Source organism: Shewanella sp. 38A_GOM-205m (assembly GCF_000518445.1).
In the GTDB taxonomy this organism is placed as follows: Bacteria; Pseudomonadota; Gammaproteobacteria; order Enterobacterales; family Shewanellaceae; genus Shewanella; species Shewanella algae.
In genome coordinates this window covers 1-24,646 of sequence record NZ_JADP01000043.1, presented here as the reverse complement: position 1 = coordinate 24,646, position 24,646 = coordinate 1, and the positions used below count along the sequence as shown (strand labels likewise).

Annotated in this window: 40 protein-coding genes and 1 pseudogene; 34 read left to right on the top strand and 7 right to left on the bottom strand. The window is 49.7% G+C overall.

Translation table 11 applies throughout. The features are described 5' to 3' along the window. The 29 genes and pseudogenes from tuf to rplQ form a co-directional block, all read left to right on the top strand. Positions 1-331: pseudogene (tuf, locus tag N512_RS23380) on the top strand (elongation factor Tu); the annotation flags it as partial. Between the two features lie 360 nt (positions 332-691). Continuing rightward, a complete protein-coding gene (gene rpsJ / locus N512_RS0118410) occupies positions 692-1,003 on the top strand; it encodes a 30S ribosomal protein S10 (protein ID WP_011635639.1) in 312 nt (103 codons plus the stop codon). A gap of 27 nt (positions 1,004-1,030) precedes the next feature. After that, positions 1,031-1,669, top strand: a complete 639-nt coding sequence (rplC, locus tag N512_RS0118405) for a 50S ribosomal protein L3 (protein ID WP_025889970.1) — start codon at positions 1,031-1,033, stop codon at positions 1,667-1,669. Positions 1,670-1,686: 17 nt separating this feature from the next. Then, entirely contained in the window at positions 1,687-2,292 is a 606-nt protein-coding gene (gene rplD, locus N512_RS0118400) for a 50S ribosomal protein L4 (RefSeq protein WP_025011959.1), read from the top strand. Beyond that, complete coding sequence (rplW, locus tag N512_RS0118395) at positions 2,289-2,591, top strand: 50S ribosomal protein L23 (RefSeq protein ID WP_025011960.1); 303 nt, start codon at positions 2,289-2,291, stop codon at positions 2,589-2,591. The genes rplD and rplW overlap by 4 nt, the downstream gene beginning before the upstream one ends. Before the next feature lie 11 nt (positions 2,592-2,602). Then, the gene (gene rplB / locus N512_RS0118390) at positions 2,603-3,427 is read left to right on the top strand and encodes a 50S ribosomal protein L2 (RefSeq protein WP_025011961.1); all 825 of its coding nucleotides are present in this window, start codon (positions 2,603-2,605) and stop codon (positions 3,425-3,427) included. 14 nt (positions 3,428-3,441) lie between these two features. Continuing rightward, positions 3,442-3,720 carry a 30S ribosomal protein S19 gene (gene rpsS / locus N512_RS0118385; RefSeq protein ID WP_025011962.1) on the top strand — a complete coding sequence of 93 codons (279 nt, stop codon included), beginning with the start codon at positions 3,442-3,444 and terminating at the stop codon, positions 3,718-3,720. A 15-nt stretch (positions 3,721-3,735) separates the two neighbouring features. Continuing rightward, positions 3,736-4,068, top strand: a complete 333-nt coding sequence (gene rplV / locus N512_RS0118380) for a 50S ribosomal protein L22 (RefSeq protein ID WP_025011963.1) — start codon at positions 3,736-3,738, stop codon at positions 4,066-4,068. 9 nt (positions 4,069-4,077) lie between these two features. Then, positions 4,078-4,767, top strand: a complete 690-nt coding sequence (gene rpsC / locus N512_RS0118375) for a 30S ribosomal protein S3 (RefSeq protein WP_025011964.1) — start codon at positions 4,078-4,080, stop codon at positions 4,765-4,767. A gap of 11 nt (positions 4,768-4,778) precedes the next feature. Continuing rightward, on the top strand, positions 4,779-5,189 hold the full coding sequence (gene rplP, locus N512_RS0118370; protein WP_025011965.1) for a 50S ribosomal protein L16: 411 nt from the start codon (positions 4,779-4,781) through the stop codon (positions 5,187-5,189). Continuing rightward, positions 5,189-5,380, top strand: coding sequence for a 50S ribosomal protein L29 (gene rpmC / locus N512_RS0118365; RefSeq protein WP_011758342.1), 192 nt, complete (start codon positions 5,189-5,191; stop codon positions 5,378-5,380). The genes rplP and rpmC overlap by 1 nt, the downstream gene beginning before the upstream one ends. After that, positions 5,380-5,628 carry a 30S ribosomal protein S17 gene (rpsQ, locus tag N512_RS0118360; RefSeq protein ID WP_025011966.1) on the top strand — a complete coding sequence of 83 codons (249 nt, stop codon included), beginning with the start codon at positions 5,380-5,382 and terminating at the stop codon, positions 5,626-5,628. Before rpmC ends, rpsQ begins: the two co-directional genes overlap by 1 nt. 180 nt (positions 5,629-5,808) lie before the next feature. Next, positions 5,809-6,177 (top strand): 50S ribosomal protein L14, encoded by a 369-nt coding sequence (gene rplN / locus N512_RS0118355; protein WP_011494644.1) that lies wholly within the window; start codon positions 5,809-5,811, stop codon positions 6,175-6,177. Between the two features lie 11 nt (positions 6,178-6,188). Beyond that, positions 6,189-6,503: a 50S ribosomal protein L24 gene (gene rplX, locus N512_RS0118350; RefSeq protein WP_025011967.1), complete on the top strand. Its 315-nt coding sequence runs from the start codon at positions 6,189-6,191 to the stop codon at positions 6,501-6,503. 12 nt (positions 6,504-6,515) lie between these two features. Next, a complete protein-coding gene (gene rplE, locus N512_RS0118345; protein ID WP_025011968.1) occupies positions 6,516-7,055 on the top strand; it encodes a 50S ribosomal protein L5 in 540 nt (179 codons plus the stop codon). An 11-nt stretch (positions 7,056-7,066) separates the two neighbouring features. Further along, positions 7,067-7,372: a 30S ribosomal protein S14 gene (rpsN, locus tag N512_RS0118340; RefSeq protein WP_028781251.1), complete on the top strand. Its 306-nt coding sequence runs from the start codon at positions 7,067-7,069 to the stop codon at positions 7,370-7,372. Between the two features lie 24 nt (positions 7,373-7,396). Next, the gene (rpsH, locus tag N512_RS0118335; protein WP_025011970.1) at positions 7,397-7,792 is read left to right on the top strand and encodes a 30S ribosomal protein S8; all 396 of its coding nucleotides are present in this window, start codon (positions 7,397-7,399) and stop codon (positions 7,790-7,792) included. A 10-nt stretch (positions 7,793-7,802) separates the two neighbouring features. After that, the gene (gene rplF / locus N512_RS0118330) at positions 7,803-8,336 is read left to right on the top strand and encodes a 50S ribosomal protein L6 (protein ID WP_025011971.1); all 534 of its coding nucleotides are present in this window, start codon (positions 7,803-7,805) and stop codon (positions 8,334-8,336) included. Positions 8,337-8,346: 10 nt separating this feature from the next. Further along, the gene (rplR, locus tag N512_RS0118325; protein ID WP_025889969.1) at positions 8,347-8,697 is read left to right on the top strand and encodes a 50S ribosomal protein L18; all 351 of its coding nucleotides are present in this window, start codon (positions 8,347-8,349) and stop codon (positions 8,695-8,697) included. A gap of 11 nt (positions 8,698-8,708) precedes the next feature. Then, on the top strand, positions 8,709-9,212 hold the full coding sequence (gene rpsE / locus N512_RS0118320; RefSeq protein ID WP_025011973.1) for a 30S ribosomal protein S5: 504 nt from the start codon (positions 8,709-8,711) through the stop codon (positions 9,210-9,212). A gap of 6 nt (positions 9,213-9,218) precedes the next feature. Next, the gene (gene rpmD, locus N512_RS0118315) at positions 9,219-9,401 is read left to right on the top strand and encodes a 50S ribosomal protein L30 (RefSeq protein ID WP_025011974.1); all 183 of its coding nucleotides are present in this window, start codon (positions 9,219-9,221) and stop codon (positions 9,399-9,401) included. Between the two features lie 3 nt (positions 9,402-9,404). Then, complete coding sequence (gene rplO, locus N512_RS0118310) at positions 9,405-9,848, top strand: 50S ribosomal protein L15 (protein ID WP_025011975.1); 444 nt, start codon at positions 9,405-9,407, stop codon at positions 9,846-9,848. 7 nt (positions 9,849-9,855) lie between these two features. After that, positions 9,856-11,196, top strand: coding sequence for a preprotein translocase subunit SecY (gene secY, locus N512_RS0118305; protein ID WP_025011976.1), 1,341 nt, complete (start codon positions 9,856-9,858; stop codon positions 11,194-11,196). Positions 11,197-11,218: 22 nt separating this feature from the next. Continuing rightward, entirely contained in the window at positions 11,219-11,332 is a 114-nt protein-coding gene (rpmJ, locus tag N512_RS24210; protein WP_006083579.1) for a 50S ribosomal protein L36, read from the top strand. 114 nt (positions 11,333-11,446) lie between these two features. Continuing rightward, complete coding sequence (gene rpsM / locus N512_RS0118300; protein ID WP_025011977.1) at positions 11,447-11,803, top strand: 30S ribosomal protein S13; 357 nt, start codon at positions 11,447-11,449, stop codon at positions 11,801-11,803. A 14-nt stretch (positions 11,804-11,817) separates the two neighbouring features. Further along, positions 11,818-12,210 carry a 30S ribosomal protein S11 gene (gene rpsK, locus N512_RS0118295; protein ID WP_025011978.1) on the top strand — a complete coding sequence of 131 codons (393 nt, stop codon included), beginning with the start codon at positions 11,818-11,820 and terminating at the stop codon, positions 12,208-12,210. A gap of 34 nt (positions 12,211-12,244) precedes the next feature. After that, positions 12,245-12,865 (top strand): 30S ribosomal protein S4, encoded by a 621-nt coding sequence (rpsD, locus tag N512_RS0118290; protein ID WP_025011979.1) that lies wholly within the window; start codon positions 12,245-12,247, stop codon positions 12,863-12,865. A 24-nt stretch (positions 12,866-12,889) separates the two neighbouring features. Continuing rightward, a complete protein-coding gene (locus tag N512_RS0118285; RefSeq protein WP_028781250.1) occupies positions 12,890-13,879 on the top strand; it encodes a DNA-directed RNA polymerase subunit alpha in 990 nt (329 codons plus the stop codon). Positions 13,880-13,920: 41 nt separating this feature from the next. Then, entirely contained in the window at positions 13,921-14,319 is a 399-nt protein-coding gene (gene rplQ / locus N512_RS0118280) for a 50S ribosomal protein L17 (protein ID WP_028781249.1), read from the top strand. 65 nt (positions 14,320-14,384) lie between these two features. On the opposite strand, the gene N512_RS0118275 is transcribed toward rplQ, so the two are convergent. From N512_RS0118275 to ccmA, 6 genes are all read right to left on the bottom strand, one after another. Further along, positions 14,385-15,359, bottom strand: a complete 975-nt coding sequence (locus tag N512_RS0118275) for an ABC transporter substrate-binding protein (RefSeq protein WP_051472869.1) — start codon at positions 15,357-15,359, stop codon at positions 14,385-14,387. A 103-nt stretch (positions 15,360-15,462) separates the two neighbouring features. Further along, positions 15,463-15,951 carry a cytochrome c maturation protein CcmE gene (gene ccmE / locus N512_RS0118270; RefSeq protein WP_025889966.1) on the bottom strand — a complete coding sequence of 163 codons (489 nt, stop codon included), beginning with the start codon at positions 15,949-15,951 and terminating at the stop codon, positions 15,463-15,465. After that, positions 15,948-16,148, bottom strand: a complete 201-nt coding sequence (gene ccmD / locus N512_RS0118265; RefSeq protein ID WP_025011982.1) for a heme exporter protein CcmD — start codon at positions 16,146-16,148, stop codon at positions 15,948-15,950. Before ccmD ends, ccmE begins: the two co-directional genes overlap by 4 nt. Beyond that, positions 16,148-16,894, bottom strand: a complete 747-nt coding sequence (locus N512_RS0118260; RefSeq protein ID WP_025011983.1) for a heme ABC transporter permease — start codon at positions 16,892-16,894, stop codon at positions 16,148-16,150. Before N512_RS0118260 ends, ccmD begins: the two co-directional genes overlap by 1 nt. Position 16,895: 1 nt before the next feature. Then, complete coding sequence (ccmB, locus tag N512_RS0118255; RefSeq protein ID WP_025011984.1) at positions 16,896-17,582, bottom strand: heme exporter protein CcmB; 687 nt, start codon at positions 17,580-17,582, stop codon at positions 16,896-16,898. A gap of 12 nt (positions 17,583-17,594) precedes the next feature. Next, positions 17,595-18,242, bottom strand: coding sequence for a cytochrome c biogenesis heme-transporting ATPase CcmA (gene ccmA, locus N512_RS0118250; RefSeq protein WP_028781247.1), 648 nt, complete (start codon positions 18,240-18,242; stop codon positions 17,595-17,597). A 323-nt stretch (positions 18,243-18,565) separates the two neighbouring features. Here ccmA and N512_RS0118245 point away from each other — a divergent pair, with 323 nt between their 5' ends. Next, positions 18,566-18,859 (top strand): c-type cytochrome, encoded by a 294-nt coding sequence (locus tag N512_RS0118245; RefSeq protein ID WP_025011985.1) that lies wholly within the window; start codon positions 18,566-18,568, stop codon positions 18,857-18,859. 59 nt (positions 18,860-18,918) lie between these two features. Here the strand turns inward: N512_RS0118245 and ccmI are convergent, their stop codons facing one another. Further along, positions 18,919-20,172 carry a c-type cytochrome biogenesis protein CcmI gene (gene ccmI / locus N512_RS0118240; protein ID WP_028781246.1) on the bottom strand — a complete coding sequence of 418 codons (1,254 nt, stop codon included), beginning with the start codon at positions 20,170-20,172 and terminating at the stop codon, positions 18,919-18,921. A 453-nt stretch (positions 20,173-20,625) separates the two neighbouring features. On the opposite strand from ccmI, the gene N512_RS0118235 reads away from it, so the two are divergent. From N512_RS0118235 to N512_RS0118220, 4 genes are read left to right on the top strand one after another with little or no spacing between them, the layout of a single operon-like run. After that, the gene (locus N512_RS0118235) at positions 20,626-22,602 is read left to right on the top strand and encodes a heme lyase CcmF/NrfE family subunit (protein WP_028781245.1); all 1,977 of its coding nucleotides are present in this window, start codon (positions 20,626-20,628) and stop codon (positions 22,600-22,602) included. Positions 22,603-22,618: 16 nt separating this feature from the next. After that, positions 22,619-23,173, top strand: a complete 555-nt coding sequence (locus tag N512_RS0118230; protein ID WP_028781244.1) for a DsbE family thiol:disulfide interchange protein — start codon at positions 22,619-22,621, stop codon at positions 23,171-23,173. Next, on the top strand, positions 23,170-23,649 hold the full coding sequence (gene nrfF / locus N512_RS0118225; RefSeq protein ID WP_081737205.1) for a heme lyase NrfEFG subunit NrfF: 480 nt from the start codon (positions 23,170-23,172) through the stop codon (positions 23,647-23,649). Before N512_RS0118230 ends, nrfF begins: the two co-directional genes overlap by 4 nt. Then, positions 23,649-24,233, top strand: a complete 585-nt coding sequence (locus N512_RS0118220) for a TlpA disulfide reductase family protein (protein WP_028781242.1) — start codon at positions 23,649-23,651, stop codon at positions 24,231-24,233. Before nrfF ends, N512_RS0118220 begins: the two co-directional genes overlap by 1 nt. Positions 24,234-24,646 lie beyond the last annotated feature (413 nt).

Here is a 24,646-nt window from a genome sequence, read left to right as displayed (position 1 = left end):
TGAAGTAGAGCGTGGTCAAGTACTGGCTAAGCCTGGTTCAATCACTCCACACACCAAGTTCGAATCAGAAGTTTACGTCCTGTCTAAAGAAGAAGGTGGTCGTCACACTCCATTCTTCAAAGGCTACCGTCCACAGTTCTACTTCCGTACAACTGACGTGACCGGTACTATCGAACTGCCAGAAGGCGTAGAGATGGTAATGCCAGGTGACAACATCAAGATGACAGTAACTCTGATCTGCCCAATCGCGATGGATGAAGGTCTGCGCTTCGCCATCCGTGAAGGTGGCCGTACAGTTGGTGCTGGTGTTGTAGCCAAGATCATCGCTTAATTGCTGATCTAAGCTATCGTAAAAAGGCGACCCCAGGGTCGCCTTTTTATTGGCCGTTTGTCAGTCGTTCAAAAACGGTTGGCAATGAGTGCTAAAGTCAGTATAATCTGCGCCACTTTTTGACAGCGTTAATGCTGTTGATAATTCCGACAGTAGGCTTGTAATCCGTAACTGGATGAGTATAATAGCCTCCTCGCTTAACTTGAGTAAGCGACAAAGTTGATTTAGCCCTAGGGGCTAAACACAAATACAGCGACTCCGATTGGGAGTCGAACGGTTAAATCATCTCGCTCTGTCTTTCCAAGAAAGGAAATGGCTAGAGGGTGATTTTTTATGTGTCCATTTTAGGAGCTCTGGTCAATGCAGAACCAAAGAATCCGTATCCGCTTGAAAGGATTTGATCATCGTTTGATTGATCAGTCTACTGCGGAAATCGTTGAAACTGCTAAGCGTACTGGCGCCCAGGTACGTGGTCCTATCCCACTGCCTACGCGCAAAGAGCGTTATACCGTTTTGATCTCTCCGCACGTTAATAAAGATGCTCGTGACCAATACGAAATCCGTACTCACAAGCGTTTGGTTGACATCGTAGAGCCAACTGAGAAGACAGTCGACGCGCTGATGCGTCTGGATCTTGCGGCTGGTGTCGACGTACAGATTAGCTTGGGTTAATTGAGATCCTTAGAAGAGGTTTGAGAGATGGCTATCGGTCTTATTGGTCGTAAAGTGGGTATGACCCGCATCTTCACCGAAGATGGCGTGTCTATCCCTGTTACTGTAATTGAAGTAAATGCAAACCGCGTTACTCAGGTGAAAACTCTGGAAAACGACGGCTACCGTGCACTTCAAGTTACTACTGGTGCCAAAAAAGCCAACCGCATCACTAAACCAGAAGCAGGTCACTTTGCCAAAGCGGGCGTTGACGCCGGCCGTGGTTTGTGGGAAATGCGTCTGGCAGACGGTGAAGGCGAAGGCATTGAAGTTGGTGCTGAGCTGAACGTAGATATCTTCGCTGACGTAGCGAAAGTAGATGTTACCGGTCAATCAAAAGGTAAAGGTTTCCAAGGTGGCGTTAAGCGCTGGAACTTCCGTACCCAGGATATGACTCACGGTAACTCATTGGCGCACCGTGCTAACGGTTCTATCGGTCAGAACCAGACGCCAGGTCGCGTATTCAAAGGCAAAAAAATGTCAGGCCACATGGGTGCTGAGCGTGTTACCACTCAAAATCTGGACGTAGTACGTGTAGATGCTGAGCGTAACCTGCTGCTGGTTAAAGGTGCTGTTCCAGGCGCTACCAATGGCGACCTGATCATCAAGCCTGCCGTTAAAGCCTAAGGTCTGAGGAGATAGTAATGGAATTGGTATTGAAAGACGCGCAAAGCGCTCTTGAAGTTTCCGAAACTACCTTCGGCCGTGACTTTAATGAAGCACTGGTTCATCAGGTAGTTGTAGCTTACGCTGCAAACGCGCGTCAGGGCACTCGTGCTCAGAAAACTCGCGCTGAAGTGACTGGCTCTGGCAAAAAGCCATGGCGCCAAAAAGGTACTGGCCGCGCTCGTGCGGGTGGTGTCAAGGGCCCAATCTGGCGTGGCGGTGGCGTAACTTTCGCTGCTAAAACCCAGGATCACAGCCAGAAAGTCAACAAGAAAATGTACCGCGGCGCTCTGAAGAGCATTCTGTCCGAGCTGGTACGTCAAGAACGTCTGATCGTTGTTGAAAAGTTTGCTGTTGAAGCTCCTAAAACTAAAGAGCTGAAGGCCAAGCTGAAAGACATGGGTCTGGAAGACGTATTGATTGTGACTTCCGAAGTTGACGAGAACCTGTTCTTGGCAGCTCGCAACCTGTACAAGGTTGATGTTCGTGATGTTGCTGGTATCGACCCAGTAAGCCTGATCGCGTTCGACAAAGTGCTGGTAACTGCTGATGCTGTTAAGCAAATCGAGGAGATGCTGGCATGATCCGCGAAGAACGTTTACTGAAAGTTATTCTGGCGCCTCACATCTCTGAAAAGAGCACTGTGGTTGCTGAGAAGAACAACACTGTAGTTTTCCGTGTAGCTATCGACGCCACTAAAGCAGAGATCAAAGCTGCAGTTGAAAAACTGTTTGAAGTTGAAGTTGATTCAGTTCGCACTCTGGTGAACAAAGGCAAAACCAAGCGTCACGGTGCCCGTGCTGGTCGTCGCAGCGATTGGAAAAAAGCCTATGTTACTCTGGCTGAGGGTGCTGACATCGATTTCGTCGGCGCTGAAGCGTAAGGAGATTACTCATGGCAGTTATTAAGTGTAAGCCAACCTCTCCAGGTCGTCGCCACGTCGTTAAAGTGGTGAACACTGACCTGCACAAGGGTAAACCTTTTGCTGGCCTGTTGGCGAAAAAATCTAAGAGTGGCGGCCGTAACAACACTGGTCGTATCACTGTTCGTCACGTTGGTGGTGGTCATAAGCAACACTACCGTCTTATTGACTTCAAACGTGATAAAGATGGTATCCCAGCGAAGATTGAGCGTCTGGAATACGATCCAAACCGTACTGCGCACATCGCGCTGGTACTGTACGCAGACGGTGAGCGTCGCTATATCCTGGCAGCCAAAGGCATGCAGGCTGGTGACAAAATCGTTTCTGGCGTAGAAGCTGAAATCAAGACAGGTAACGCCCTGCCACTGCGTAACATCCCAGTTGGTAGCGTAGTTCACGCTGTTGAAATGAAACCTGGCAAAGGTGCTCAAATTGCACGTTCTGCCGGTGCTTATGTACAAGTTGTAGCTCGTGATGGCGCTTATGCCACTCTGCGTCTTCGCTCTGGCGAAATGCGCAAAGTGCCAGTTGATTGCCGCGCGACTCTGGGTGAAGTTGGTAACGCCGAGCACATGCTGCGTCAGCTGGGTAAAGCTGGTGCCAAGCGCTGGAGAGGCGTACGCCCAACAGTTCGTGGTGTTGCAATGAACCCAGTAGACCACCCACATGGTGGTGGTGAAGGCCGTACTTCTGGTGGTCGTCACCCAGTGACTCCATGGGGTGTGCCAACTAAGGGTTACAAGACCCGTAGTAACAAGCGCACTGACAAGTACATCGTACGTCGTCGTAATAAATAGTAAGAGGATTCGCCATGCCACGTTCTCTCAAGAAAGGTCCATTCATTGACCTGCACTTGCTGAAGAAGGTAGAGAAAGCGGTGGAAGCAGGTGACAAGAAGCCTATTAAGACTTGGTCACGTCGCTCTATGATCATTCCAAACATGATTGGTTTGACCATCGCTGTCCATAATGGTCGTCAGCACGTTCCTGTGTTCGTAACTGACGAAATGATCGGCCACAAGCTTGGTGAATTCTCACCAACTCGCACTTATCGCGGCCATGCTGCTGATAAGAAAGCGAAGAAGCGCTAATACGGGAGGAGTAAGATGGAAGTTTTAGCTAAACATCGTTTTGCCCGTACGTCGCCTCAAAAGGCTCGTTTGGTAGCTGATCAGATCCGCGGTCTGCCTGTTTCTAAGGCCCTCGAGATCCTGACCTTTAGCCCCAAGAAAGCCGCCGTACTGGTCAAAAAAGTACTGGATTCAGCCATTGCCAATGCTGAGCACAATCAAGGTGCCGACATTGATGAACTGAAAGTTGGAAAAGTCTTCGTTGATGAAGGCCCAACCATGAAGCGCATCATGCCACGTGCTAAAGGTCGCGCCGACCGTATCATGAAGCGTACCAGCCACATTACTGTGGTTGTATCAGATCGCTAGGAGAGAGCAATGGGACAGAAAGTACATCCTAATGGTATCCGTCTGGGTATCACTAAGCCTTGGATCTCTACCTGGTACGCTGATAAAGCAGACTACGCTGCTAATCTGCACGGCGACTGGGAAGTGCGTAAGTTTCTCGAAGAGAAGCTGAAAGCCGCATCAGTATCTAAGATCGTTATCGAACGCCCAGCGAAAAGCATCCGCGTTACTATTCACACTGCCCGTCCAGGTGTTGTGATCGGTAAGAAAGGTGAAGACGTTGAGGTTCTGCGTGCTGAAGTTGCCAAAATTACTGGCACTCCTGCGCAAATTAACATCGCTGAGATCCGCAAGCCTGAGTTGGACGCCAAGCTGGTAGCCGATTCAATCGCTCAACAGCTGGAACGTCGTGTTATGTTCCGTCGCGCTATGAAGCGTGCGGTACAGAACGCTATGCGTCTGGGCGCTAAAGGTATCAAAGTTGAAGTTAGTGGCCGTTTAGGCGGCGCTGAGATTGCGCGCACCGAGTGGTATCGCGAAGGCCGTGTGCCTCTGCATACACTGCGTGCTGACATCGACTATTCAACCTCTGAAAGTCACACTCAATACGGTGTGATCGGCATTAAAGTTTGGGTCTTCAAAGGTGAAGTTCTGGACGGTATCATGCCTCAGATCGAAGAGCCGAAGCAGCAACCTAAGCGCAAGCCTCGTGGTAAATAGGAGAGCCGGCAATGCTGCAACCTAAACGTATGAAGTTTCGCAAAATGTTCAAAGGCCGCAACCGCGGTCTGGCGAACGGTACTGAAGTTAGCTTCGGTACATTTGGTCTGAAAGCAGTTGGCCGCGGCCGTTTGACTGCACGTCAGATCGAATCTGCCCGTCGTGCAATGACACGTCACGTTAAGCGTCAAGGAAAAATCTGGATCCGGGTTTTCCCTGACAAGCCAATTACCTCTAAGCCTCTTGAAGTGCGTATGGGTAAAGGTAAAGGTAACGTTGAATACTGGGTATGTCAGATTCAACCAGGTAAGGTACTCTATGAAATGAATGGCGTTTCAGAAGAGCTGGCCCGCGAAGCTTTCGCACTGGCCGCTGCTAAACTGCCTATCAAGACTACCTTCGTAACTAAGACGGTGATGTAATGAAAGCGAGCGAACTGAGAGAAAAGAGCGTTGAGGAATTGAACGCTGAACTGCTTGGTCTGCTGCGTGAGCAGTTTAACCTGCGTATGCAACACGCCACTGGTCAGCTGGCACAAACTCACCAGCTGAAGCAAGTGCGCCGTAACATTGCGCGCGTTAAGACCATTATTACTTCTAAGGCAGGTGCATAATGTCTGAGAAAATCCGTACTTTGCAGGGTAAAGTCATCAGCGACAAGATGGACAAGTCCATCACTGTAGCTGTTGAGCGTCAAGTTAAGCACCCAATCTACGGTAAGTACATCAAACGTACTACTAAGATCCATGCACATGACGAACAAAACCAGTGTAAAGAAGGTGATTTCGTGTCTATTCGCGAATGTCGCCCTCTGTCCAAGACCAAGTCATGGACCCTGGTTGAAGTAGTAAGCAAGGCCTAATTTTTAATTAGGTTAACTGGTAAACGGCTCCTTTTCGGGGCCGTTTGTTTTTTAATACTATCCATCCTCTATTTATGGTGTTATACTTGCGCGCCATTTTTGACCGATTTGAACGGCAAAAGTGGTGTTTATTTAGCCCCATGGTGGGGATTGTGTAGTAACGATAGCGGAGCACTTAAAATGATCCAAATGCAATCGACTCTCGATGTCGCATGTAACAGCGGCGCGCGCAGAGTTCAGTGTATTAAGGTCTTGGGTGGCTCTCATCGTCGTTATGCCGGTATCGGCGACATCATCAAGGTTTCTGTTAAAGAAGCCATTCCTCGCGCTAAAGCGAAGAAAGGTGATGTGTATAACGCGGTGGTAGTCCGTACTAAGAAAGGCGTACGTCGTCCAGACGGTTCTGTCATTCGCTTCGATCGGAATGCAGCGGTATTGCTTAACGCAAACCTTGCCCCGATTGGTACTCGTATCTTTGGACCTGTGACACGTGAACTGCGTACTGAGCAATTCATGAAGATTGTGTCGCTGGCACCAGAAGTACTGTAAGGAGCTTCAAAATGGCAGCAAAAATCCGTCGTGAAGACGAAGTAATTGTACTGGCCGGTAAGGATAAGGGTAAGCGCGGTAAGGTTACTCGTGTACTTACTACCGGTAAGTTAATTGTTGAAGGCATCAATCTCGTTAAGAAGCACCAGAAGCCTAACCCACAACTGGGTGTGACTGGTGGTATCGTTGAGAAAGAAGCACCGATTCAAGCATCTAATGTTGCGATCTTTAACCCTGTCACTGGCAAGGCGGATCGTGTTGGTTTCCGATTCGAAGACGGTAAGAAAGTCCGTTTCTTCAAATCGAACAGTGAACTCGTTAAGTAACTGGAGTAAACGATGGCGAAACTGCATGATAGATACAAAGAGACTGTTGTTGCTGAACTGACTAAAAAGTTCGGTTATACCAGTGTCATGCAAGTCCCTCGGATTGAGAAAATCACCCTGAACATGGGTGTTGGCGAAGCCGTAGCTGACAAGAAAATCATGGAAAATGCTGTCCGTGATATGACTGCTATTGCCGGCCAAAAACCAGTTGTGACTGTAGCTCGTAAGTCAGTTGCTGGTTTTAAAATCCGTGAAGGCTACCCTATTGGCTGTAAAGTGACCCTGCGCGGTGAGCGTATGTGGGAATTCTTTGAGCGTTTAGTTGACATCGCAATCCCTCGTATCCGTGACTTCCGTGGCCTGAGCGCTAAGTCGTTCGACGGCCGTGGTAACTACGCGATGGGCGTGCGCGAGCAGATCATCTTCCCAGAAATCGACTACGATAAAGTCGATAAGATTCGTGGTATGGATATTGTTATCACTACCTCTGCGAATACTGACGAAGAAGGTCGCGCTTTGCTTGATGCTTTCAACTTCCCATTCAAGAAATAAGGGGTAGCGAAATGGCAAAACTGTCAATGAAGGCACGTGAAGCAAAACGTGCAAAGCTCGTGGCCAAGTATGCTGAAAAGCGTGCAGCTCTTAAGGCTATCATCAGCAGCCCTGAGTCTTCTGACGAAGTTCGTTGGGATGCGGTTCTTAAGCTGCAAGCTCTACCACGTGATTCAAGCGCATCGCGTCAACGCAATCGCTGTAATCAAACTGGCCGCCCTCATGGTTTCCTGCGCAAATTCGGCCTGAGCCGTATCAAGCTGCGTGAAGCAACCATGCGTGGTGAAGTTCCTGGTCTGCGTAAGGCCAGCTGGTAAGCACTTGTCACGGAGTAAGCTAATATGAGCATGCAAGATCCTATTGCGGATATGTTGACCCGTATTCGTAACGGCCAAGCTGCTAACAAAGTATCTGTGAAGATGCCTTCTGCCAAACTGAAAGTTGCTATCGCAAAGCTGCTGAAAGATGAAGGTTATATCACTGACTACGCCGTAGCAGAAGAAGGCGCTAAGCCTGAACTGGAAATCACTCTGAAGTATTTCCAGGGCCAACCTGTTGTTGAGACTATCCAGCGCGTAAGCCGTCCTGGTCTTCGTATTTACAAAGGTAAAGACGAGCTGCCAAAGGTTATGGGCGGACTGGGTGTCGCAATTGTGTCCACTTCTAAAGGCCTGATGACTGATCGTGCCGCCCGCCTTGCAGGCATGGGTGGTGAGGTTATCTGCTACGTAGCGTAAGGAGCTAGGAATGTCTCGTGTAGCAAAAGCACCAGTATCTATTCCAGCCGGCGTAGAGGTGACTTTAAACGACCAAACTATTACCGTTAAAGGCGGTAAAGGTAGTCTGACTCGAGTAATCAACAGCGCAGTTAACGTTGTTGTTGAAGGTGCAGAAATCAAGTTCTCTCCTGTCGAAGGCGTTGCTAACGCTTGGGCACAGGCTGGTACTGCTCGTGCACTGATCAACAACATGGTTGTTGGTGTTTCTCAGGGTTTCGAAAAGAAGCTGAAGCTGGTTGGTGTGGGTTACCGTGCCAAAGTTAGCGGCAGCGCTCTTGACCTGACCTTAGGTTTCTCTCACCCTCTGGTTCATCAATTGCCAGCAGGCGTTACAGCTGAATGCCCAAGCCAAACAGACATCGTACTGAAAAGTATCGATAAAGAGCTGGTTGGTCAGGTTGCGGCTGAAATTCGTGGCTATCGTCCACCAGAGCCTTATAAGGGCAAGGGTGTTCGCTATGATGACGAACAAGTACGCCGTAAAGAGGCTAAGAAGAAGTAGGTAACGCGATATGGATAAGAAAACATCTCGCTTGCGCCGCGCGACTCGCGCTCGCAAGAAGATCCAAGAGCTGGGCGTCAACCGTCTGGTTGTACATCGTACACCGCGTCACATTTACGCTCAGGTAATCAACCCTGAAGCTCAGGTGTTGGCTGTTGCCTCTACTGCTGAGAAAGCAGTAAAGGAACAACTGAAGTACACCGGTAACGTAGATGCGGCCAAAGCAGTAGGTAAAGCTATTGCTGAGCGCGCGATCGAAAAAGGCGTAACTGTTGTTGCTTTCGATCGTTCTGGGTTCAAGTATCACGGTCGTGTTGCTGCTCTTGCAGAAGCCGCTCGTGAAGCTGGCCTCCAGTTCTAAGGGGTAAAACAATGGCTAAATTAGAAGCTCAGCAAAAAGACGATCTGCAAGAAAAGCTGATTGCAGTTAATCGTGTTTCTAAAGTAGTTAAAGGTGGTCGTATCTTTAGCTTCACCGCTCTGACTGTAGTGGGTGATGGTAACGGTAAGATCGGCTACGGCTATGGTAAAGCGCGTGAAGTTCCAGCTGCTATTCAAAAAGCAATGGAAAAAGCCCGTCGTAACATGGTTACTGTAAACCTGAACGAAGGCACTCTGCACCATCCAGTGAAGGGTCGCCACTCTGGTTCACGCGTTTACATGCAACCTGCTTCAGAGGGTACCGGTATTATCGCCGGTGGCGCAATGCGTGCCGTATTGGAAGTAGCAGGCGTTCACAACGTTCTGTCGAAAGCATACGGTTCTACTAACCCGATCAACATCGTTCGTGCAACTGTTGACGCTCTGGTACACATGAAGTCACCAGCGCAGATTGCAGCCAAGCGTGGCCTGAATGTTGATGAAATTCGGGGGTAATGCACCATGGCTACTAAAACTATCAAAGTAACCCAGACCAAAAGTGCTATCGGCCGTCTGCCTAAGCACAAGGCCACTCTGACTGGTCTTGGTCTGCGTCGTATTGGTCACACCGTTGAGCTGGAAGATACTCCTGCTGTTCGCGGTATGATCAATAAGGTCTACTACATGGTAAAGGTGGAGGACTAATCAATGCGTCTGAATACTTTATCTCCAGCAGCAGGCGCTAAGTCTGCACCTAAGCGTGTAGGCCGTGGTATTGGTTCTGGCTTGGGTAAGACCGCTGGTCGCGGTCACAAGGGTCAAAAATCTCGTAGCGGTGGCGGTGTACGCCCTGGCTTCGAGGGTGGTCAAATGCCACTTAAGATCCGTCTGCCTAAGTTCGGCTTTACCTCGCGTATCGCTATGGTAACTGCTGAAGTTCGCTTGAGCGAACTGGCAAAAGTTACTGGTGACGTTATCGACCTGAACGCACTGAAAGATGCGAACGTAATAACTCGCAACATCCAGTTTGCGAAAATCGTTCTTTCAGGTACCATTGAGCGCCCAGTGACCGTAAAAGGTCTGAAGGTAACCAAAGGTGCACGCGCAGTTATCGAAGCTGCCGGCGGTAAGATCGAGAATATCGAGGAATAATAGGTCGATGGCAAAACCAGGACTTGATTTAAAAAGCGCGAAAGGTGGACTTTCTGAATTGAAAGCTCGCCTCCTGTTCGTGATTGGCGCAATTATCGTGTTTCGTGCCGGTTCATTTGTGCCAATTCCTGGTATTGACGCTGCTGTATTGGCAGAGCTCTTTGCTCAGCAAAAGAGCACCATCCTGGGCATGTTCAATATGTTCTCGGGTGGTGCCCTTGAGCGCGCCTCTATTTTTGCATTGGGGATCATGCCGTATATTTCGGCCTCGATCATCATGCAGTTACTGACTGTTGTGCATCCCGCACTCGCTGAACTGAAGAAGGAAGGTGAGTCAGGACGCAAGAAAATCAGCCAGTATACAAGATGGGGTACGCTGGTGTTGGGTACATTCCAGTCGATCGGTATTGCAACAGGATTGCCAAATCTGGTGAACGGCCTGGTGGTCGATCCTGGTTTTGAGTTCTATTTTGTTGCAGTCGTCAGTTTAGTCACCGGAACCATGTTCCTGATGTGGCTTGGCGAGCAAATTACCGAGCGTGGTATAGGTAACGGTATTTCGATCCTGATTTTCGCAGGTATCGTAGCCGGTCTGCCTTCTGCTATCGGTCAAACGGCCGAGCAAGCGCGTCAAGGCGACTTGAACGTACTGGTATTGTTGTTGATTGCGGTGATTGTGTTTGCCGTAACCTATTTCGTGGTATTTGTGGAGCGTGGTCAGCGTCGTATCGTCGTTAACTATGCCAAGCGTCAGCAAGGCCGTAAGGTGTTTGCCGCGCAGTCAACCCACCTGCCGCTGAAGGTTAATATGGCCGGCGTAATTCCGCCAATTTTTGCGTCCAGCATTATTCTGTTCCCAGGCACACTGGCTCAGTGGTTTGGTAAGAATCCGTCTATGGAATGGCTGTCTGAGGTTTCTCTCGCAGTTTCTCCTGGACAGCCGCTGTACTCTCTGTTGTATGCAGCAGCAATTATTTTCTTCTGTTTCTTCTATACCGCGTTGGTATTTAACCCACGCGAGACAGCAGATAACCTGAAGAAGAGCGGTGCGTTTATTCCCGGGATCCGTCCCGGCGAACAGACTTCGCGTTACATTGATAAAGTGATGACCCGTTTGACTCTGGCAGGCGCGTTGTATATTACCTTTATCTGTTTAATTCCGGAGTTCATGTTAATCGCATGGAAAGTACAGTTCTATTTTGGCGGTACTTCACTACTGATTATGGTAGTTGTGATCATGGACTTCATGGCTCAGGTTCAGACCCATATGATGTCTCATCAATATGAGTCTGTGATGAAGAAAGCTAATCTGGTGAACAAAGCGAATCTCGATCGCTTTGGTCGATAAGATAGCTTTACGGAGTGATGAAATGAAAGTTCGAGCTTCCGTGAAGAAGATCTGCCGTAACTGCAAGATCGTCAAGCGTAGTGGCGTTGTACGCGTTATCTGTGTTGAACCAAAACACAAACAGCGTCAAGGCTAAAAAATCTTGGCCAGCTCTTAACTGGGCTGGCCAAAAATATTGTTTGCAAACTAGTCATCTGTCGAGTATCCTTTCGGGCTTTTCACAGATGGCCTTTAACTTAAGGAGTGCATAGTGGCCCGTATCGCTGGCATTAACATTCCTGATCAAAAGCACACAGTCATTGCACTGACTGCTATCTACGGTATCGGTCGTACTCGCGCTAAAGCTATCTGCGCGGCTACAGCCATTGCCGAAGACGCTAAGATCAAGGAATTGAGCGAAGCTCAAATCGATACTCTACGCGAAGAAGTTGCCAAATACTCAGTAGAAGGTGACTTACGCCGTGAGGTTTCAATGAACATCAAGCGTCTTATGGACCTTGGTTGTTATCGTGGCCTCCGCCATCGCCGTAGCCTGCCTCTCCGTGGGCAACGTACTAAGACCAATGCGCGTACTCGCAAAGGTCCACGTAAACCAATCAAGAAGTAACGGGAAGGTAGACAATGGCTAAAGTTCCGTCACGTTCTCCGCGTAAGCGCGTACGTAAACAGGTTGCTGATGGCATGGCTCATATCCATGCGTCTTTCAACAATACAATTGTTACTATCACAGATCGTCAAGGTAACGCTCTGTCATGGGCGACTGCAGGTGGTTCAGGTTTCCGTGGTTCACGTAAATCTACCCCATTTGCTGCGCAGGTGGCAGCTGAGCGCGCAGGTACTGCAGCTCAGGATTATGGTGTTAAAAACCTTGAAGTTTTCGTGAAGGGTCCAGGTCCAGGTCGTGAGTCAGCCATTCGTGCGCTGAACGCTGTTGGTTACAAAATTACCAACATCACTGATGTGACGCCGATCCCTCATAACGGTTGTCGTCCTCCTAAAAAACGCCGCGTGTAATTGGCAGTTTCGTTAGGATAGTTGGAGAAAGATCATGGCAAGATACTTGGGTCCCAAGCTCAAGCTCAGCCGCCGGGAAGGTACTGACCTTTTCCTGAAAAGCGGTGTGAGAGCAATCGATTCGAAGTGTAAGCTGGAAGCAGCACCTGGACAGCATGGCGCTCGTAAGCCACGTCTGTCTGATTATGGCTTGCAGTTACGCGAGAAACAAAAAGTTCGTCGTATTTATGGTGTGCTGGAAAAGCAATTCCGTAACTACTACAAAGAGGCTGCACGTCTGAAAGGCAACACAGGTGAAAACCTGCTGCAACTTTTGGAAACCCGTCTGGATAACGTAGTTTATCGTATGGGCTTTGGTGCGACTCGTGCAGAAGCACGTCAGCTGGTTAGCCATAAGTCAATTATGGTCAACGGTCGTGTTGTTAACATTCCGTCATTCAAAGTGTCTGCGAATGATGTTGTAAGCATTCGCGAGAAGTCACAGAAGCAAGCCCGTATCAAGGCTGCTCTGGAAGTGGCTGCTCAACGCGAGAAGCCTACATGGGTTGAAGTCGACAGCGCAAAAATGGAAGGAGCTTTCAAGCGTCTGCCAGAACGTAGCGATTTGTCTGCGGAAATTAACGAACAGCTGATCGTCGAGCTTTACTCTAAGTAAGGCTAACAAACAAGAGAGGACACAATGCAGGGTTCTGTTACAGAATTTCTTAAACCGCGTCTCGTTGATATCGAGCAGGTTAACCCAACTCGTGCCAAGGTGACTCTGGAGCCACTCGAGCGTGGTTTCGGTCATACTTTGGGTAACGCGTTGCGTCGCATCCTATTGTCGTCTATGCCCGGCTGCGCGGTTACCGAAGTCGAGATCGACGGCGTACTGCATGAATACAGCAGTAAGGAAGGCGTACAAGAAGATATCCTTGAAATATTGCTGAACCTGAAAGGGCTGGCAGTCATTATCGAGGGTAAAGACGAGGCTATGCTCACTCTGAGCAAGTCCGGCGCAGGCCCTGTTACCGCAGCCGACATCACCCACGACGGCGATGTCACAATCGTGAACCCGGATCATGTTATCTGTCACCTGACTGGTAACAATGACATCAGCATGCGTATCCGTGTTGAGCGTGGTCGTGGTTATGTACCGGCTTCTGCCCGTGCACAAACCGAAGACGATGATCGCCCAATCGGTCGTTTGCTGGTTGATGCTTCATTCTCACCTGTTGCTCGCATTGCCTACAATGTAGAAGCAGCTCGTGTGGAACAGCGTACTGACTTGGACAAGCTGATCATCGATATGACCACTAACGGTACTATCGATCCTGAAGAAGCTATCCGTCGTTCTGCGACTATCCTGGCTGAACAGCTGGATGCCTTCGTTGAACTGCGTGATGTGACCGAGCCAGAGCAGAAGGAAGAGAAGCCGGAGTTCGATCCGATTCTGTTGCGTCCTGTCGACGATTTAGAGCTAACTGTACGTTCGGCTAACTGTTTGAAAACCGAAGCGATTCATTACATCGGAGATCTGGTACAACGCACTGAAGTTGAGCTGCTCAAAACACCTAACCTGGGTAAGAAATCTCTTACCGAGATCAAGGATGTGTTGGCATCTCGCGGACTGTCGCTAGGTATGCGTCTGGAAAACTGGCCACCGGCTAGTTTGGCAGACGACCTGTAAGTCCCAGGTTTTGTACAGATTTAGGTTATAAGGATTAGGTCATGCGCCATCGTAAGAGTGGTCGTCAACTTAACCGCAACAGCAGTCACCGCCAAGCCATGTTCCGTAACATGGCAAGTTCACTGGTTCGTCATGAAATCATCAAGACAACCGTAGTGAAGGCCAAAGAACTGCGTCGCGTAGTTGAGCCTCTGATAACACTTGCTAAAAGTGACAGCGTAGCAAACCGTCGTCTGGCGTTTGCTCGTACTCGCGACCAAGAAGTCGTAGGTAAACTGTTTAACGAACTGGGTCCACGCTATCAGGAACGTCCTGGTGGTTACACCCGTATCCTGAAGTGCGGTCTGCGTGCCGGTGATAAAGCCCCTATGGCTTACATCGAGCTGGTTGGTCGCCCAGAAGCTGCTGAAGCTGTAGAAGTTGAAGCTGCTGCTGAGTAATCTCAGGTAAGTTCTGAAAAAGCCCCGCTAACAGCGGGGCTTTTTATTTTGCTCGTCGCCGAAGGTCATTCCACGAGTTCGACCTGCTCCCTGACCCTTTCCGGCAAACTCAGTTGCCATCGCTTTAAACCACTCTCACTGAATAGATAAGCACCACTGGTATCCATCTTGGGGAATATCTCTGCCGGCCTTTTGCCCGCCAGGATCTGTTTCGCTATGGTCCCCGCTATGCGTCCATGCTTGTTGCCATCCAGAATATAGCCCCCAATATTGCCCTCAGAGGCGACACTGAAATGCCAAAAACCAAAATGAGGCACAGTGGCGTTGTCGTGGGTCCAACGTGCTACCTCCAGCTCATCTACCGTTTGTTGCTTATCGTCTTGCAGCGTTTGATACAGGGCCACAAACACGGCGTCATAGCCACGTTCTCGAGCACTCGAAACAGACGACTGCCAGCTGCTGAACTTCTGATGTTGTTCTATATCGATTTGGTTGTTGCCTATCATCAAATTTTGGTTGAGCTTTTTGATGGAGGCTACCGCTGTATCCGAGGTATAGCCTGAGTCAAACAGTAGCAAAAACTTGTGTGGTGGTTGGGTTGGCAGCATAGCCTGTGCCATCAAGAGGGAACGTTTGAACAGGGGGCGCTCCAGTACACCGGTAATGTTACCTGTATGCTTTATTCCGTAGTCACGAGGATTGCCGTTGATCCCTAGATAAACCACAGGGGTTTGGGTTTGGCTGAAGCGCTCATGTAGCAGCATCAAGGCATTGTCATCGGCGAGAAATACCAAATCGGGTTTAAGTTCCAGGTATCTTTGCCAAGCACTATCGGCCTGGATTTTAAATTGTGCTTTGGGTAGTCGCTTGGTATCGAGGGCAAAGGTGTGAAATTGGTGCTTATCACCGAGGATGGCTCTGATGCCGGCTTTATAACTTTGATCCCAGGGATATTCAGCGTGGTAGGACTCAATCAGCAAGAGATTGGCGGCACCTATTGGCAGTGACAGCAGTAAACCCAGAAATACCAATGCGCGCATGCTAAGTCCTTGTATTCAGCCTATAGAATTTTAGCGTGGCAGAAATTTCAGACTCTGCAAGTAATAAAAAAGCCTCCGAAGAGGCTTTTTTATCTATGGGCATTTACTTGGCGCCGCCGACCTGTTGCGTGTTGTACTCAAGCTTTTCATGGGTCTGGCCCATGGCTTCGGCAACTTCAGGTGGCATATAGTTTTCATCATGCTTGGCCAGCACTTCAGAGGCTTCTAACTTACCACCTTCAATCAATACGCCCTGAGCGACTATACCCTGGCCTTCACGGAAGAGATCAGGCAAAAGGTCATCATAAGTTACTATGATTTCGCCGCCGGCGGCATCATGTACGGCAAACTCAACATGCAGGCTTTCAGGGTCACGCACCATAGAGCCTACAGTAACCATGCCGCCCACGCGGATCCGCTGGCCCACTTCCGGCTTGATGCCAGTATCCTTTTTACCATTGACTATCTCGGTGGGAGTATAGAAGAGGTTAAGGTTGGAGTTGAGGGCATATAACAGCAAGGAAGCCACGGCAGCAACACCTGCAATCAAGGCTACAGCCAATACCAGTCTCTTTTTGCGTCTTGGGTTCACGATCTGTTACTCCGGTTTTGAGCGAGGCGTTCCTCACGTTGCACTTTGGATGCTATTTCCTGCAGTACCCGACGCTTCTTCATCGAACTGACCAGGATAAGCAGGCTAAGGGACACGAAAGTGACACCGTAGGCCAACCACACATAGAAGGCATAGCCGCCCATGTTGAAAAACTCTGCTAAAGATTGAAACTGCATTATTTGACTCCTTCGGCCTTGGCCAGTTCCCTAACCCAAGGGCGCATTCCGTTACGGGCCAGAATTTCGGCACGGAAACGCACCAGAGTGATGGCACCTATCATCAAACCAAACCCAAATATGTTGATCAATAAAGGGTAGAGCATGTCGGTAGACATGGTCGACTTTTCGGTGATTCGGATAGTGGATGGTTGGTGCAGTGAGTTCCACCATTCAACCGAATACTTAATGATAGGGATATTAATCACTCCAACTATGGCCAGAATGCCGGCGGCTCTGGCGGCCAGCACCTTGTCTTCGAATGAGGCGTAGAGGGAGATTACCCCTAGATACAGGAACAACAGCACAAGTTCAGAGGTCAGGCGTGCATCCCAAACCCACCAAGTGCCCCACATGGGTTTACCCCAGGTGGCACCAGTGAACAGAGCGATAAAGGTGACCACGGCACCAATTGGTGCGATAGAGGCGGCTGCCCAATCGGCCAGCTTGATCTGCCACACCAGGCCTATGAAGGCTGCGGTTGCCATACCCATGTAAGCTGCCATCGACATGGATGCTGCAGGTACGTGGATAAAGATAATACGGTAGCTGTCACCCTGTTGGTAATCTGTGGGAGCAAATGCCAAACCCCACACGGTTCCGGTTGCGATAAGTGCCAGGGCAAGCAGTGCAAACCAAGGCAGTAGTTTTCCTGACAGTTGATACGCCCTTTGAGGGTCGGCGTAGGGATGTAACCATTTCCACATTTCAGTTAGTACTCACTCGCAATGAGGCACCAATAGCAAAAGGTGCCAAGACTAAAGAACCGACCAGCATGGCGCCTAGAATCGCCAGCTGACCATCATAGGGTTGTTTGGATGCTGCAAAGTCGATCGCGCCGGTCGCAAAGATCAACACTGGTATATACAGTGGCAAAATCAGCAAGCTCAGCAGCACGCCGCCTTTGCGTAAGCCCACTGTAAGAGCAACACCTATGGCGCCAAGCAGACTCAATACAGGTGTCCCAAGCATCAAGGTGGCTATCAGGGCGCCGTAACTGTTGTCGTCCAGATGCAGCAGCACAGCCAACAGCGGTGCAATTATAATTAAAGGTACGCCAGTCAGTAACCAGTGAGCAAACACTTTGGCCAGTACCAACAGCGCCAGTGGCTGCGGGCTAAGCAACATCTGCTCCAGACTTCCGTCACTGAAGTCTGCCTTGAACAGCCGCTCCAGTGACAACATGGCTGCCAGCAAGGCCGCAACCCAGATAATCCCGGGAGCAATCCGGGTCAACACCTGTGGCTCAGGACCTATACCCAGCGGAAACAGGGTAACCACTATGATAAAAAACAGCAGTGGGTTAAAAATATCACCACGATGACGCACGGCAATCTGTAGATCCCGTTTCAGCAGGGTGAAAAATGCCTTGGTAAAACTAATGCCTCTGTTCATCTCTGCTAAGCCTTATACGAAGCGATAATCCAAGCGGATTTTCCGCAACCTTTCATCTGTAATGATGCCCATATCCTGGTGGGTCGTCAGAATGACGCAACCACCGGCATCGGCATGGCGAATATAGAGTTGCTCCAATTCAGCGACCCCTTTCTTGTCGATCGCGGTAAAGGGCTCATCCAGAATCCAGATTTTACAGGCGGTATGCCAGAGCCTGGCGAGTGCGGTTCGTCTGTGTTGGCCAGCAGAAAGGTGGCCTGCAAGCGCTTCTTCAAACCCGGTCAGGTTGACTTTGGCAAGGATTTCCCGTGCATCAAAGTCATCATACCCACTGATTCTTAAATTGAAGTTAAGGTTTTCCTCGGCGGTGAGTTCGCTTTTCACGCCGGCGAGATGGCCCAGATAAAGCAGGTTTTCATTGAACTCATCGCGGCAACGAGTGATAGCTTCCCCCTGAAACAGGACTTCCCCCCCGTATGGGCGCGACAGACCGGCGAGGATCCGCAGCAGGCTGGTTTTACCGGCGCCGTTGGGACCTTCAATTTGGACTATATCGCCAGGGTTGATATCGAAGCTGAGTTCATCGAACAGTATCCGCTCTTCACGAATACAAGTGAGGCTGCTTGCCGACAGCAGTGATGTAGGTTTTGGTTCTGCCACTGAGCCCTCTATAACAAGCGGTAAGGAAACACAAGAGATACTAACACATGCTCTGGCTGGGGTTTACCACTGCATCGCACTAAGTTTCAGCAATTTGATATGCTTCCAATAAAAGTGAATTTTTGGGAACTTTTTAATCTGTTACTAATATATTAATGAATTCGCGACCTTTGTCCTTATTTACAGGACAAGCTGCGATTTTAATCACAAAAAGATGAGATTTGTTGAAGTTTGTTGTACTCTTAGCGAGCTAAAATGAGTCTGCCTACTTTAACCAAGGGCAGCGTTGAGCTTTGTAAGTATTTGCATTAGGAACATTGAACATGAAAAAACTGTTAGCAATGACCGCAGTAGCTGCATTGACTATGTCTGCGAACGTGTCAGCCCAAGAAGGTGAGGCCGTTTTCAATAAAGCCTGCCAAGTCTGCCATAGCATGGGTGTTGCCGGTGCACCTAAAGCACACGATGCTGCTGCTTGGGAGCCTCGCCTGGCCAAAGGTATCGACACCCTGCTTAACAGCGTTAAGTCTGGTTTGAACGCTATGCCTCCTGGTGGCATGTGCACAGATTGTACTGATGAAGATTACAAGAACGCTATCGAGTTCATGTCCAAGTAATCAAGTATCATCATAAAAAACCGGCTGATGCCGGTTTTTTTATGCCTGTTAACCAAGGATTACTGGACTTCGGTATCCAGCACCAGTTCACCGCTGGCACCAACTTTAATGCTGGCCAGCTTACCTTGCAGATCGCCAGGCTGAGGCTTAACGCTGCCATGCTTGGACAATACCGCAATCACTTCAACGTCGGTTGCATCACTGAGTTTGACGTTGCCACCCATGTTGGTGGAGTCATCCAGAGTCACAGTCACAGGTAATGACTTGGCACTCACCTTGGTGGCCGCCAGTGGAACTTTGGGGCCTTCCGTAGCTCTGGCAAAGATGAACAGCATATCGGTATTGCTGACCTTGGCTGCCAGTTCAGGAGCGATAGAAACATTCAGTGTCACTGTCTTGGCTGTGGCTGCCTTCAGGCCCTTATGAGCTTCGTCATTCGGCATGGTGGCACCACCTTCTGCCTGCATACGCATCTTGGCGCTGTCAATGGCATTGATCAGTGCGGCACGATCCACGTCGGCTCTATCGCTGTCGAGAATAGTCTGCCAAGCGCCGATGGCCTTGTTGTAGTCTGCGGTAAAGAAAGCATCCATACCAACCAGCAGTAAAGTGGAAGGGTCTTGTGGATCCAGTTTCAGAGCCTGATCGATCAGCGACTGAACCACAGGGATCATCTGCTGGCCAGCCTTATAGTAGAGGGCGGTGGCCTTGGGACCCAGCAGCTCGGCATGTACACCCACAAGTTCGATCACTTTATCGAAGGCCGCGACTGCCTGATCATATTGCCCGGCAGAGATATAGGCGTGACCCAGGCTGAACCAAGCCTGGCTGTTTTCAGGCTCCTGTTGCACAGCTGATTCCATCATCTGCACTCGCTGCATCATGATCTGCTCAGTGCTCATACCTGCATGGGGATTCTCTGGTTGAGGCGAATCGATATTTTGATAGGCACCCAACTGCTGATAGGAGTAGCCGGCAACAACCAGTAATACAACCGACATCAGACTTGGCCAGAGTAGCCCTTTAGGCTTGGCCTGAGAGTCGAGTGATTCGTCGGCTCCTTGTTTGATGTCCTGCAGTAAGCTGACTTCCAGTTCTTTTTTCAGGGATTCAAATTCGTCTTGATCCAGCAGTTCTTCCTGGCGTTCCTTCTCCAGAATGGCTAGACGTTCATTAAACAGTTCCAGGTTGGTCTGTTTGCGGACACCGGACTCTTCAGCCTTGAGCAGCTTCTGTTGCCGGAAGTGAGGAAGCCAGATCAGCCCCAGGCTGACTAACACAACAATCGCAATAAAAATCCAAAAAGTGGTCATTATGTTTATTTCACGTTGGTTTGTGACAAAGCGGGGTTACCGCACGGCCTGACTGCAAGATTATACGGAAAGATGATTCATTGAACAGTAATATAAGCCCCCCATCAGGGTTAATGGTCATAGTTGGGCACTGGTTCACAGTTCCAAATTTCAGCAAAAAATTCAATGAAACTTCTCTAGTTAACGCCTGTCACAGCCTTGAGTCTTGCCGCCTTTTCCCTACTGATATTGGCCTCTCAGAGAATGAGAGCCGCGACCCATAATTGGTGGAAAGTGGCAGACAGGAACAAAAGCAAATACTAAAATGAGCAAAAATTCGTAATATATACCTGTTAACCGTTACGGCTTTTAAGCCGTGATTAAGTTAATAAGGTAATGGTGTGTGCCCCGTAGTTGTGCGTCTGCCCAGAATAGAAGCTTGGCAGACATTGACCTGGAAACTGAGGAAAACCCATGATCCCAGAACTTGGACATTTCTCATTGATCATAGGGATGGCGTTCGCTGTACTGCTGATGACCGTCCCCCTGATCGGTGTTGCCCGCAAAGACCAATACTTAGTGCGCTATGCCTGGCCTCTGAGTTACGGTATGTTTTTATTCATCTTTTTATCGGTAATCGCGCTGGGCTACAGCTTCGCAACCGATGACTTCTCAGTCGCCTATGTGGCCCATCATTCCAATTCTCAATTGCCTATCTTCTTTAAGATTGCAGCAGTCTGGGGTGGGCATGAAGGTTCACTGTTGTTCTGGGTCTTCTCACTTTCTGTATGGGCTGCAGCTGTAGCCTTCTTCAGTAAGGGGTTGGAAGAGGTGTTCACCGCTCGGGTATTGGCCGTGTTGGCGATGATCACCATAGGCTTTACCCTGTTCATGCTACTCACTTCCAGTCCATTCGAACGTTTATTCCCGATCCCGGCAGAAGGGCGTGACCTTAACCCCATGCTGCAGGATGTGGGTCTGATCTTCCACCCGCCTATGTTGTATCTGGGTTATGTGGGTTTCTCAGTCAGCTTTGCTTTCGCCATCGCCGCACTGATGAGCGGTCGACTCGATTCTGCCTGGGCTCGTTGGAGCCGCCCTTGGACTCTGGCCGCCTGGATTTTCCTCACAGGTGGTATCGCACTGGGCTCCTGGTGGGCATATTACGAGCTCGGCTGGGGCGGTTGGTGGTTCTGGGATCCGGTTGAAAACGCATCCTTTATGCCATGGCTGGTCGGTACAGCGCTGGTTCACTCCTTGATAGTGACAGAGAAACGCGGTGCCTTCCGTAACTGGACAGTACTCTTGTCTATCTTTGCCTTCTCCCTGAGCTTATTGGGTACCTTTATCGTTCGTTCTGGTGTGCTGACCTCAGTGCACTCCTTTGCGGCAGACCCAAGCCGGGGTATGTTCATTCTACTGCTGCTTGGCTTGGCCATAGGCGGTTCGCTGACACTGTTTGCTTTCCGTGCCAGTGAAATGAGCAGCCCTGCCCGTTTTGAGCTGAAATCCAAAGAAACCATGCTGCTGGTCTGTAACGTATTGCTGACCGTAGCGGCAGGTACCGTATTGCTTGGTACCCTTTACCCGCTGCTGATCGATGCTTTGGGCATGGGTAAGATTTCCGTTGGCCCACCATACTTCAATGCAGTATTTGTTCCCATCGTGCTGGTACTGTTCGGCTTTATGGGTATTGGCCCCATCATTCGCTGGAAAAAATCCAAGCAGGGTGAGCTCAAGCGCCAGCTGTTGTTGCCTGCGATCATTTCAGCTGTACTGGGCGTGATAGCGCCATTTATTGCCGGTGGTGAGTTCAACATCTGGGTTGCACTGGGTATAGGTGCGGCTGTCTGGATTGTGCTGGCGACTCTGCGTGCCGGTTACAACGTGATTAAAGCGAAAGACGGCAGTGTCAGTTTGGCGCGTATGGGCCGCAGTGAACTGGGGATGATCATCGCCCACCTGGGTATTGCTGTCTCTGTAGTGGGGGCCACCATGGTGTCCAACTACTCTATTGAGAAGAGTGTGCGCATGGGCCCAGGCATCAGCCATGAGTTGGCCGGTTACACCTTTAAGTATCTGGAAACCCGTAACGTTGTTGGCCCTAACTACACGGCACAGCAAGGGCAGGTTGAGATACTGAAAGATGGCGAAAAGATTGCTCTGTTGCAGCCGGATCGTCGTCAATACAATGTTCGCACCATGGATATGACAGAGGCCGGTATCGACTGGGGGCTGTTCCGGGATCTCTATGTCACTATGGGCGACCCTGTAAGCCGTACTGAGTTTGCAGTGCGACTGAACTACAAACCTTTTGTTCGTTGGTTGTGGTTTGGCGGTATCTTTATGATGGTTGGTGGTTTCTTTGCGGCTTCAGATAAGCGCTATCGTGCCAAGGCCCGCGCTGAAGAAGCGGCTGCAGCCAAGAAAGCCAAACTGGCAACAGCCTGAAACAGGTAAGAAGAAGATGAAGAAGCTAATACTTTTTATTCCACTGATATTGTTTCTTTTGATGGGGATCTTCCTTTACAAGGGACTGTTCTTGAATCCGCAGCAGCTGGATTCTGCGTTGGAAGGTAAGCCTGTGCCTGCCTTCCAGCTGGAGAAACTGGAAACGCCGGGAGAGATGATCACCAACGAAGAGCTTAAAGGTAAGGTATCCATGCTGAACGTATGGGCGACTTGGTGCCCATCCTGTAAGTATGAACATCCCTACCTGATGCAGTTGGCTCGACAAAACTTGGTGCCCATCTATGGCATCAACTACCGTGACGAGCGGGCGCTGGCGGTAAGGGAACTCTCTCGCCAAGGCGACCCCTACACGTTGAATATCTATGACAAGGACGGTCGTCTTGGTCTGGATCTCGGGGTATATGGTGCGCCGGAGAGTTTCATCGTGGATCACAACGGTGTCATTCGTTATCGCTATGCCGGGCCGGTAGATATGCGGGTTTGGAAAGAAACCTTGTATCCCATGATCCAACAGTTGCAGGCCGAGGCCGCTAAGGATAAAGCGTCATGAGAAAGTTGTTGCTGAAAACCTTTGCTGTTGCGGCGCTCCTGCTCGGTTATGCCGTTCAGGTGGCGGCAACGCCGGTGGACACCTTCGAGTTCAGTTCTCCTGATAAGCAGAAGCGGGCATTGTCGCTGGCTCATGAGCTGCGTTGCCCCCAGTGTCAGAATCAAAACCTGATCGATTCCAACTCACCGGTTGCCCGCGATCTGCGTCTTGAAGTGTACAAGATGGTAGAAGAGGGCAAGGCTGATGATGAAATCGTCCAGTTCATGACCAGTCGCTACGGCGAATTCGTTCTCTATAAGCCAAGGCTTGAGACCAAGACCTACGTCCTTTGGCTGGGCCCTGTGGCGTTGCTGTTGTTCGGTGGTTTGATTGGCTTTATCTTCATCCGCAAACAGCGTACTTCCGGTGGTAAAGCGCTCGAACTGTCTGCCGAAGAACAACGCCAGTTGGATGAGCTATTGAAGCGAGACAAGTAATGAGCAAACTCAGATACTCATTACTCTTGCTGGCGTCCCTGTCTCTGGGGGCGCAGGCTTATCCCGGTATGCAGCCGAAGGATCACAATCAGATCCAATCCAGTGTCGACAAAATCAATGTGCTACCCCACAGCTTCCCTCTGGAAGTGGTTCCCTTCCAGGATAAAGCCGGTAACCAATTGGATTTCAGTCAACACAAGGGAAAAGTGGTGTTGGTCAACATCTGGGCTACTTGGTGTCCTCCCTGTGTCAGAGAGTTGCCTGCTCTGGAACGGCTTGAAGGGCAGTTCAGTGATAAGGAGTTTGCCCTGCTGCCGATTTCCATCGATCAGGGTGGCCAGGAGCAAGTGGCCAGTTTTCTACAATCCCTGGGGATGGCAAATTTCCGCAGTTACTACGACCCACAAATGCAGTTGGGGCAGATATTCCCACTCGATACTATCCCGGCGACCTTTATTCTTAATGGTAAAGGGGAGCTGATTGCCTTTGTCCGTAGTTTCGTCGACTGGGGTGACCCAAAGGCGATAGCCTTACTCAAAGGCTTTATTGAACAGGAAAATGCACCCAAGTCGGCCGCAAACTGAGTAAATTAGGGCGTAAAATAGCCATAATTGCAGAAAAAGATCGTTTTTGCCTAAAAGATCGGCAAGCGATCTTTTTTCTTATAAAAAGCCCTTGCACAAAAGATTTGGCTCCCTATAATGCGCTCCCACTGACACGGCACAGCGGCAACGCGAAAGACGTGACAGGGTCGAAGAAAAGAGGCTTTTGAGTCCTTTCAACGACAGGCGAAAAAAGATGGTAAATACCTCTTGACGCCGCAGCAGGAAAGCGTAGAATACGCAGCCCTGACCCGATGGCCACAGCGCCTAAGGGATTGCTCTTTAACAAGATAAACAAGCAAATCTGTGTGGACACTCACAGGCATTGAGAAATCGACAAAACGATTTAACTCGATGAAGAGTGTTCATACGAACAGAATTCATTGAGCAGAACC